Here is a 10224-nt window from a genome sequence, read left to right as displayed (position 1 = left end):
GGCAAGGGGGCCGGTGTGGCCGGGGCCCATCGCGCTCAGGACTGATGGCTGCTCAGGACTTCCCGAACTCGCTGGAGATGAGGTCGAAGATGTCGTCCGCGCTCGCCGCCTCCAGATCGGCATGGGCCGAATCGGTGCCTTCCGGCCCGTCCTGCGCCGGACTCCACTTCGACACCAGGACCTGCAGCCGGCCCACGATGCGGCGCCGAGCCGCCTCGTCCACCTCGGCCGCGCCGAACGCCGTGTCCCACTTGTCGAGCGCCGCGAGCACGTCGCCCTCACCTGCGGCCTCGGCGCCGTCGCCGAGCTGTCCGCGCAAGTGCGTGGCGAGGGCCTCGGACGTGGGATGGTCGAAGATCACGGTGGCGGGGAGCGAGAGTCCGGTCGTGGTGTTGAGCTGGTTGCGCAGCTGGACCGCGGTGAGCGAGTCGAAGCCCAGCTCCTGGAACGGCTTCGCGGCGGGAATGTCCTCCACCGTGCGGCCGAGCGTGGCGGCCGCGTACGTCCGGACCTGCTGGACCAGGAAGCCGAGCCGCTGCGACGCGGGCGTCTTCGCCAGCTCCTCGCGGAACGCGCTCGTCTCGGCGGCGGACCCCGTCTGCTCGGCCTCCCGCTGGTTCTCCGGAAGGTCGTCGAGGAACGGACTGGGCCGCTGCGCGGTGAACGTCGGCGTGAACTTCGCCCAGTCGAAGTTCGCCACGGTCAGCGTGGCGTCACCCGCGTCGACCGCCTGGTGCAGCGCCTTGACGCACAGGTCCGGAGCGATCGGGAGCAGACCGAAGCGCTTGAAGTACGTCAGTGACTCCGGGTCGGCGGACATGCCCGCCTCGGCCCAGGGCCCCCAGGCGATGGAGGTGGCGGGCAGGCCCTGGGCGCGGCGGTGCTCGGCGAGGGCGTCGAGGAAGTGGTTGGCCGCACCATAGGCGCCCTGCTGGCCACTGCCCCACACGCCGGCGCCCGACGAGAACATCACGAACGCCGAAAGGTCCAGGTCGCGCGTCAACTCGTGCAGGTTCCAGGCCGCGTCGGACTTCGACCCCAGCACCTCGCCGAGGCGCGCGGTCGTCAGATCACCGATCGCGGTCAGATCGGTCATGCCCGCCGCGTGGATGACGGCTGTGAGGGGATGCTCGGCCGGTATGTCGTCGATGAGGCCGCTCAGTTGCCGGGGGTCGCTGACGTCGCAGGCGGTGATGGTGACGGTGGTGCCGAGCCCGTCGAGCTCGGCGGCGAGTTCCCGGGCGCCGGGCGCGTCGGGCCCGCGGCGGCTGGTGAGGTGAAGACGGGGGGCGCCCTGCCGGGCCAGCCAACGGGCGAGGACGGCACCGATACCGCCGGTCCCACCGGTGATCAGGGTGGTGCCCCGCGGCCGCCAGGTGGCCTCGCTGTGCACGGGATTCTGAGTGCTTCCGACGGCGTGCGTGAGGCGCCGATGGTGGATTCCGGTGGGGCGGACGGCGGTCTGGTCCTCGTCCTGGGGGAGGAGAGCAGCGGCGAGGCGGGGGAGGGTGTGGCGGTCGATACGAGCGGGGAGGTCGACGAGTCCGGCCCAGAGGCGCGGGTGTTCGAGGGCGGCGACGCGGCCGAGCCCCCAGACGTGAGCCTGGAGGGGGTGGGTGAGTGGGTCGGTGGCGCCCGTCGACACGGCACCCTGCGTGACGGTGTGCAGGGGTGCGGTCGTGCCGTTGTCGCCGAGGGCCTGGAGGAGAGCGGTCGTCGCGGCGAGCCCCGCGGGCACGGCCGGGTGCTCGGGGTGCGGCTCCTCGTCCAGCGCCAGCAGATTGACGATTCCGGCATGACCGGCCGTGTCCACCGCGGCCAGCTCCTCACGTCCCGCCCGGCCGGTCTCGACCGGATGCAGCCGGACGGCGGCCGCCCCGTGCTCGCTCAACGCCTCGGCGGTGGCTCGTACGGCGGGGTGCTCCGCCTTGTCGGCAGGGACGAACAGCAGCCAGTCGCCGCCGAGTTCCGGTGCGGGCCCGTCGGACCGCTGTTTCCACGTGACGCGGTACCGCCAGGAGTCGATGGTCGCCTGGTCCTGGTGCCGACGCCGCCAGCCCTTGAGCACCGGCAGCGCGGGCTCCAGCGCCCGGACGGCCTCCTCGCTGCCCTCCTCTGACCCCAGCGTCTCGGCCAGCAGCCCGAGGTCGAGCTCCTCGACGGCGTGCCACAGCTGGGCCTCGGCCGCACTCTGCTCACCGCTGGCGGCTCCCGAGGCGGACGCGGAACGTTCGAGCCAGTAGTGCTGACGCTGGAAGGCGTAGGTGGGGAGGTCGACGGTGCGAGGGGTGGGGTCGGCCGGGAACCAGCGCCGCCAGTCGACGTGGGCGCCGGCGGTGAAGGCGTGGGCTGCGGCGCGGGTGAGCTGGGTGGTGTCGCCGTGGTCACGGCGGAGGGTGGGGACGACGGTGGCGGGGATGTCCGCCTGCTCGATGGTTTCTTCCATGCCCAGGCCCAGCACGGGGTGGGCGCTGGCCTCGATGAACAGGCGATAGCCGTCGGCCAGCAGGGCTTCGATGGTGTCGGCGAAGCGGACGGGCTGGCGGAGGTTGGTGACCCAGTAATCCGTGTCCAGGGCGGTGGTGTCCGTCAGGCGCTCGGCGGTGACCGTTGAATAGAAGGCCACGTCCGTGGTCGCTGGCCGGATGTCGGCCAGACGCTCCGTCAGCAGGTCGTGCAGCTTGTCGATCTGGGGGCCGTGCGAGGCATATCCGACGTCGATGACGCGGGCCCTGAGCCCTTGCGCCTCCGCATCGGCGACGACCGCTGCCACATGCTCAGGCGGCCCCGAAATCACGGTCGACGACGGCCCGTTGACCGCCGCGACGACCACGCCCGGCCGGTCGCCGATCAACTCCGCGGCCTGCTCGGCACCGGTGCTGAGCGAGGCCATGTCGCCGTGCCCTTGCAGCTGACGCAGCGCCTCACTGCGTACGGCCACGATCCGCGCCGCATCCTCCAGCGAGAGTGCCCCCGCGACGCAGGCAGCGGCCATCTCGCCCTGCGAGTGCCCGATCACAGCGGCCGGAGTGACGCCATAGTCGGCCCAGACGGCAGCCAGCGAGACCATGACCGCCCACAGCACCGGCTGCACGACTTCCACCCGGGACAGCTCACTCCCGTCCCCGCGCAGGACATCACTCAGCGACCAGTCCACATGCGCCGACAGCGCCCGCTCACACTCCGCGATCCGCGCCGCGAAGACGGGCGACTCGTCAAGGAGCTGGGCACCCATGCCCACCCACTGCGACCCCTGCCCCGGAAACACCAACACCGGCCCAGGACCCACATCACCAGCAACCCCGGCCACCACACCCGCCGAAGCCTCACCCGCAGCCAACGCCCCCAGACCGGCCGTCAACGCATCCCGATCACGCCCCACCACCACAGCCCGGTGCTCGAACACCGACCGGGTCGTGGTCAACGACCAGCCCACATCAGCCGCCGACGCATCCGCCGGCCCGGCCGCGAACTCGCCCAGTCGCCGCGCCTGTGCACGCAGCGCGTCCGGCGTCCGCCCGGAGACCACCCACGGAACGACCCCACCCGGCTCCTCGGCCACGGGGCCCGGCACGTCCTCCTCCTCCGGCGGCGCCTCCTCCAGGATCAGATGCGCGTTCGTCCCCGAGAAGCCGAACGAGGACACCCCCGCCCGGCGGGGGCGCTCGCCCCGGGGCCACTTCACCGGGTCGGTGAGCAGGCGCAGCCCGCTGCCGTCCCACTCCACGTGGGGCGAGGGGGCGTCGACGTGCAGGATGGCGGGCAGCAGGTCGTGCCGCAGGGCCAGGACCATCTTGATGACACCGGCCACGCCCGCGGCGATCTGCGTGTGGCCGATGTTGGACTTCACCGCTCCCACCCACAGCGGCCGGTCCTCCGGCCGTTCCCGGCCGTAGGCGGAGATGAGAGCCCCGGCCTCGATGGGGTCGCCGAGCGTGGTGCCGGTGCCGTGCGCCTCCACGGCGTCGATGTCCTCGGGGGTGAGGCGGGCGTTGGCGAGGGCGGCGCGGATGACGCGTTCCTGGGCGGGGCCGTTGGGGGCGGTCAGGCCATTGCTCGCGCCGTCCTGGTTGATCGCCGAACCCCGGATCACCGCGAGGACCTTGTGGCCCTTCCTGCGGGCGTCGGAGAGACGCTCAAGGAGCACCACCCCCGTGCCCTCCGCCATGCCCATGCCGTCGCTGCTCGCCGAGAACGGCTTGCACCGTCCGTCGGGGGCCAAGCCGCGCAGTTCGCTGAAGCCGATCAGCGGCGCGGGCGACGACATCACGTACGTGCCGCCCGCCAGGGCCAGCGAACACTCCTGTGTGCGCAGGGCCTGGGTGGCGAGGTGGAGGGAGACCAGCGACGAGGAGCACGCCGTGTCGACCGTCACCGCGGGGCCTTCGAGGCCCAGGGTGTAGGCGACGCGGCCGGAGGTGACGCTGCCGGAGTTGCCGATGGTGAAGTATCCGGCGGTGCCCTCGGGGACCTCGGACGCGCCGAGGGCGTAGTCGAGTCCGTCGCAGCCGATGAAGGTGCTGGTGTCGCTGGAGCGGAGGCTGAGGGGGTCGATGCCGGCCCGCTCGATCGCCTCCCACGCCGTCTCCAGGGCGAGCCGCTGCTGCGGCGCCATGGCCGCGGCCTCGGTGGGTCCGATGCCGAAGAAGGTGGGGTCGAAGTCACCGGCGTCGTAGACGAAGCCGCCTTCCCGGACGTAACTGGTGCCGGTGCTCTCGGGGTCCGGGTCGTAGAGGGAGTCGAGGTCCCAGTTGCGGTTGCCGGGCAGGGGCGCGACGGCGTCGCCGCCGGTGGAGACCAGCTCCCAGAACTCTTCGGGAGACCGGACTCCGCCGGGCAGCCGGCAGGCCATGCCGATGACCGCGACCGGTTCGTGGCCCGCCGACTCGACGTCCTGCAGCCGGCGTTCCGTCTGACGCAGGTCCGCGGTGACACGCTTGAGGTATTCCAGAAGTTTCTCTTCGGTGTGCGCCATCCCGGTGACAACCGCCCCTCTCCGCGAGAACAGACCGCAGACTCGTCGACGGCGCTAAAGCCCTCCTAATACTCGGCTGTGTACCGCTCGCTGCCATGGGCGTCCGCACTGGTCGGAGGCTCGGGCCCAGGGAACAGGGGCTTTCTTAGGGGCGCTTAAGCGGTGCCTGCCAGGGTGTGCCGGTGTCAGGCCGTCACGCCCTGATCAGCGGCGTCGCCCGTGCCGTGCCCGTGCGGCCGGTGGGCCTGACCGTCGGGTCCGGACAACGCGAAGCGAGGCATCGTGCCCATCACGGATAGCAAGCCGGCCGCCACATTCCCCGACCTGGTCGACCCGTCGTTCTGGGCGCGGCCGCACGCGGAACGCGTGGCGCTGTTCGAGGAGATGCGCGGGCTGCCGCGGCCGGCGTTCATCCGGCAGAACATGCCCGGCGTGCCCTGGACGTTCGGCTACCACGCGCTGGTCAAGTACGCGGACATCGTGGAGGTGAGCCGCCGCCCGCAGGACTTCTCCTCGAACGGCGCGACCACCATCATCGGTCTGCCGCCCGAGCTGGACGAGTACTACGGCTCGATGATCAACATGGACAACCCGGAACACTCGCGGCTGCGGCGCATCGTCTCGCGTTCCTTCGGCCGCAACATGATCCCCGAGTTCGAGGCCGTGGCGACCCGCACCGCCCGCCGCATCATCGACGAGCTCATCGCGCGGGGACCCGGCGACTTCATCAGGCCCGTCGCCGCGGAGATGCCCATCGCCGTGCTCAGCGACATGATGGGCATCCCGGCGGAGGACCACGACTTCCTCTTCGACCGGTCCAACACGATCGTCGGCCCCCTCGACCCGGACTACGTGCCGGACCGGGCGGACTCCGAACGCGCGGTGATCGATGCGTCACGCGAACTCGGCGACTACATCGCGGGCCTTCGCGCGGAACGGCTCGCCGCCCCCGGCAACGACCTCATCACCAAGCTCGTGCAAGTCCAGGCCGACGGTGAGCAGTTGACGCGGCAGGAACTCGTCTCCTTCTTCATCCTGCTCGTCATCGCCGGGATGGAGACCACCCGCAACGCCATCTCGCACGCGCTGGTACTGCTGACCGAGCATCCCGAGCAGAAGCAGCTGCTGCTCTCGGACTTCGACACGCACGCGCCGAACGCGGTCGAGGAGATCCTCAGGGTCTCCACGCCCATCAACTGGATGCGGCGCGTCGCCACCCGCGACTGCGACATGAACGGCCACAGGTTCCGCAGGGGCGATCGGATCTTCCTGTTCTACTGGTCGGGCAACCGGGACGAATCCGTCTTCCCTGACCCGTACCGGTTCGACATCACGCGCGGGACGAACGCGCACGTCACGTTCGGCGCGGTGGGCCCGCACGTCTGCCTCGGGGCCCACCTCGCCCGTATGGAGATCACCGTCCTGTACCGGGAGCTGCTCGCGGCGCTGCCCCAGATCCATGCCGTGGGGCAGCCCCGCAGGCTGGACTCCAGCTTCATCGAAGGGATCAAGCACCTGCACTGCGCCTTCTGAGCACATACGCTTCCCTCTGCGCATGTGCGCCTCACGACGCTCCGATCAGCGACTGCCGACGACTGTCAGCGACCGGACAGGGCCAAGGGCGGTGGGGACATCAGGTGCATGTCACCCGCGAGTATGGCCCGCTGCAGCTCCTGGAGCGGGCGTCCGGGTTCGAGCCCCAGCTCGTCGTTGAGCGTCTTGCGCACCGACTGGTACACCTTCAGCGCGTCCGCCTGCCGCTCGGAGCGGTAGAGCGCCAGCATCAGCTGGCGGTAGAACGCCTCGCACATCGGGTTCTCCGCGGTGAGGGCGTAGAGCATGCCCACCGCCTCGCGGTGCCGGCCGAGCTGGAGCTGGCACTCGACGAGCATCTCCTGACACTCCAGGCGGATCTCGGTCAGCCAGGTCGAGAAGCCGTCGATGATCGGGCCGTTGGTGCCGGGACCGTTCCCGCCCTGCCCGAGGATCGGGCCGCGCCACAGCGCGAGTGCCTGCCCGAAACAGGAGGCCGCCTCGTCGAACCGCTTCTCCCTGAGCAACGACCGCCCCACGTCGACCAGTTCGGGGAAGATCTGGGCATCGATCTGGTCGTCGTCCCGCTTGTGCAGGACGTACCCCGGCGCACGGGTCTCGACGGGGTTGCCCGCCGAACCGGGCACCTTGAGGAACTTGCGGAGCTGGGAGATGTACACGTGCAGTCCCGCCGTGGCGCGCCGCGGCAGGTCCTCGCCCCAGATCTCCCGCATCAGCTGCTCCAGGGAGACCACCCGGTCGGCGCGGATGAGGAGCACGGTGAGGACGATCTCCACCTTCTGGGCGTTGATGGTGGCGTAGTCGTTTCCGTCCTTGATGCGGAGCGGGCCCAGCATTTCGTATCTCACCGAGCGTTCCCCCTTGCTGTCGCACGCTGCTGCGCACTGTCGGCCAGGGCCTTGGAGATGACTTCCGTGACGCCCTGCTGGTGCGTGTTCAGATAGAAGTGGCCCCCGGCGAAGACCTTGAGGTCGAAGGGGCCTTCCGTGTGCTGCTGCCAGGCCTCGACCTCGTCCAGCGGCGCCTGCGGGTCCCGGTCGCCCACCAGGGCGGTGATGGGGCAGGACAGCGGCGGCGACGGGTTCCACCGGTACAGCTCGACCGCCCGGTAGTCGTTGCGGACGACCGGGAGGATCTCCGCGAGCAGTTCCTCGTCGTCCAGGAACCGCGGGTCCGTGCCACCGGCCCGCCGCAGCTCGGCGGCCAACTCGGTGTCGTCGAGGAGGTGTACGGTGCCGCGCCGGAAGCGGGACGGCGCGCGGCGTCCCGACACGAACAGCCGGCAGGGCTGCTTGCCCGTGTGCTCGCGGAGCCGCTGGGCGACTTCGTAGGCGAGGACGGCGCCCATGCTGTGGCCGAAGAACGCCAACGGGCGGTCGTCGAAGGGGCCGAGCGCATCGGTGATGAGGTCGGCGAGTTCCCCGATGTCGTCCAGGAGCCGCTCTCTGCGGCGGTCCTGTCGCCCGGGGTACTGCACCGCGAGGACCTCGGTGTCGGTCGGGAGAGTGGGGGATTGCGCAAGGGGATGGTAGTAGGAGGCCGAGCCGCCCGCGTGGGGGAAGCAGACCAGGCGAACGACGGCTTCCGGTCGGGGCCGGAAGCGACGTATCCAAGGGTCCGACATATCGGGTGGGGGGAAGGCAGACAAGATCTTTCCCTTCGCCAGGAACGCTGACAACGGTGTGTCGCCACATCACATAGCCGCTCCTGATCATGCGCAGCTCAAAGTTTAAACGGCAACGTCGCTAACGGGGGAGCAGGGCGGAATCAGACATTCCCCATCCTTTATTCCGCGATTCTTACGTGATCGAATCCCGGCGGCCAAGATGGAGTAAATTTCAATATGAATGCTTAACGTCGCACCGCTTGTGCGACGGGCCGCCTGGGCGGTGACTGGCACCCCTGCCAGCCGTGATGGCCTGACGAGGCCTCCGGGCGCCGTCCCCCGCCCACTGTCGCCGAGGTCTTTGCGGGATTATTACGTTGCATTGGTTTGCTTCGCGGCCCCGGCCGTTGGCCTGCGCTATTTGCCAGCCTTCCGTCATGGGTGGTAAAAGATCGCCTTTCCCCTCTGGGGTGCCGGTCGAGCTGGCCTCGACCGCGATTGTGGCTTGTTGTTTTCTTGTGGCGCCGCGTGTGAAACAGCGGCAGTTGGCCACTCGCTCTGACAGGCTCCGGGGACGGGGTTGTCACCTTTTGGGGTGACTGGCCTCGTTCAAGGCGTCCTGGCCCGTGGTGCATCCGCGATCGTCGTGCCATGGGTGAAGTGGGAAGGAGCACAGAACGATGAGCGAGAGCATGGCGTGGCTGACGCGGGACGTCCGCAAGGCCCGCAAGGAGGGCAGTGCGGGGACCGCGCGGCGCCGAGCCGACCGGCTGGCGGACCTGGTCGCCCACGCCCGCTCGGCGTCGCCGTACTACCGAGAGCTCTACCACGGCCTGCCCGAGCGGATCGAGGACCCGACGCTGCTGCCGGTCACGGACAAGAAGCAGCTGATGGACCACTTCGACGACTGGCCGACGGACCGCGACATCACCTTCGAGAAGGTCCGCGCGTTCACCGACGACCCCGAGCTGATCGGGCGGCGCTTCCTCGGCCGCTATCTGGTGGCCACCACGTCGGGCACCAGCGGCAGGCGCGGCCTGTTCGTGCTCGACGACCGGTACATGAACGTGTCCTCCGCCGTCTCCTCCCGGGTGCTCGCCTCCTGGCTCGGCCCCCTCGGCATCGCCCGGGCCGTCGTCCACGGCGGCCGCTTCGCCCAACTCGTCGCCACCGAGGGACATTACGTCGGCTTCGCCGGATACTCCCGCCTGCGCCAGGACGGCGGAGCGCGCAGCAAGCTCGTCCGCGCCTTCTCCGTGCACGAGCCGATGTCGCGCCTGGTCGCCGAACTCAACGAGTACCGCCCCGCGTTCGTGATCGGCTACGCCAGTACGATCATGCTGCTCACCGCCGAACAGGAAGCGGGCCGGCTGCACATCGACCCGGTGCTGGTCGAGCCCGCGGGCGAGACGATGACCGAGAGCGACACCGACCGCATCGCGGCGGCCTTCGGCGCCAAGGTGCGCACGATGTACAGCGCGACCGAGTGCACCTACCTCAGCCACGGCTGCGCCGAGGGCTGGTACCACGTCAACGACGACTGGGCCGTGCTCGAACCGGTCGACGCCGACCACCGGCCCACCCCGCCGGGGGAGTTCTCGCACACCACCCTGATCAGCAACCTCGCCAACCGCGTCCAGCCGTTCCTCCGCTACGACCTGGGCGACAGCGTCATGCTCCGCCCCGACCCCTGCCCCTGCGGCACCCCCTCGCCCGCGATCCGGGTCCAGGGCAGGTCGGGCGACATCCTCACCTTCCCCTCCGGCCGGGGCGACGACGTCAGCCTCGCCCCGCTCGCCTTCAGCAGCCTCTTCGACCGCATGCCCGGAGTCGAGCTCTTCCAGATCGAGCAGACCGCGCCGTCGACCCTGCGCGTCCGCGTGGTCCAGGCGCCCGGCGCCGACGCGGACCACGTGTGGCAGCGGGCCCACGACGGGCTGACCCACCTCCTCGCCGACAACAAGCTCGACAACGTAACCGTCGAACGGGGCGAGGAGCCGCCGCGGCAGGCGTCCGGCGGCAAGTACCGGACGATCATCCCGCTCGCCGCCTGAACACTCGCCGACTATCCGCGCGCCGCCGGTGCGCT

At 70.2% G+C, this 10224-nt stretch carries 5 protein-coding genes; 2 read left to right on the top strand and 3 right to left on the bottom strand.

Annotated features, from left to right (window positions below; genetic code table 11):
* Nucleotides 1-52: 52 nt before the first annotated feature.
* The gene (locus ACH4D5_RS06045; RefSeq protein WP_398299077.1) at nucleotides 53-4975 is read right to left on the bottom strand and encodes a type I polyketide synthase; all 4923 of its coding nucleotides are present in this window, start codon (nucleotides 4973-4975) and stop codon (nucleotides 53-55) included.
* A 282-nt stretch (nucleotides 4976-5257) separates the two neighbouring features.
* Here ACH4D5_RS06045 and ACH4D5_RS06040 point away from each other — a divergent pair, with 282 nt between their 5' ends.
* The gene (locus tag ACH4D5_RS06040; RefSeq protein WP_398299075.1) at nucleotides 5258-6508 is read left to right on the top strand and encodes a cytochrome P450; all 1251 of its coding nucleotides are present in this window, start codon (nucleotides 5258-5260) and stop codon (nucleotides 6506-6508) included.
* A 65-nt stretch (nucleotides 6509-6573) separates the two neighbouring features.
* On the opposite strand, the gene ACH4D5_RS06035 is transcribed toward ACH4D5_RS06040, so the two are convergent.
* The gene (locus ACH4D5_RS06035) at nucleotides 6574-7377 is read right to left on the bottom strand and encodes a BTAD domain-containing putative transcriptional regulator (RefSeq protein ID WP_398299073.1); all 804 of its coding nucleotides are present in this window, start codon (nucleotides 7375-7377) and stop codon (nucleotides 6574-6576) included.
* Nucleotides 7374-8153 carry a thioesterase II family protein gene (locus ACH4D5_RS06030; RefSeq protein WP_398299071.1) on the bottom strand — a complete coding sequence of 260 codons (780 nt, stop codon included), beginning with the start codon at nucleotides 8151-8153 and terminating at the stop codon, nucleotides 7374-7376. The genes ACH4D5_RS06035 and ACH4D5_RS06030 overlap by 4 nt, the downstream gene beginning before the upstream one ends.
* A gap of 662 nt (nucleotides 8154-8815) precedes the next feature.
* On the opposite strand from ACH4D5_RS06030, the gene ACH4D5_RS06025 reads away from it, so the two are divergent.
* Nucleotides 8816-10189: a phenylacetate--CoA ligase family protein gene (locus ACH4D5_RS06025; protein WP_398299069.1), complete on the top strand. Its 1374-nt coding sequence runs from the start codon at nucleotides 8816-8818 to the stop codon at nucleotides 10187-10189.
* Nucleotides 10190-10224: the final 35 nt, after the last annotated feature.

The organism is Streptomyces sp. NPDC018029, from assembly GCF_044327655.1.
Lineage (GTDB): Bacteria > Actinomycetota > Actinomycetes > Streptomycetales > Streptomycetaceae > Streptomyces.
This window is presented reverse-complemented; position numbering and strand designations above follow the sequence as displayed.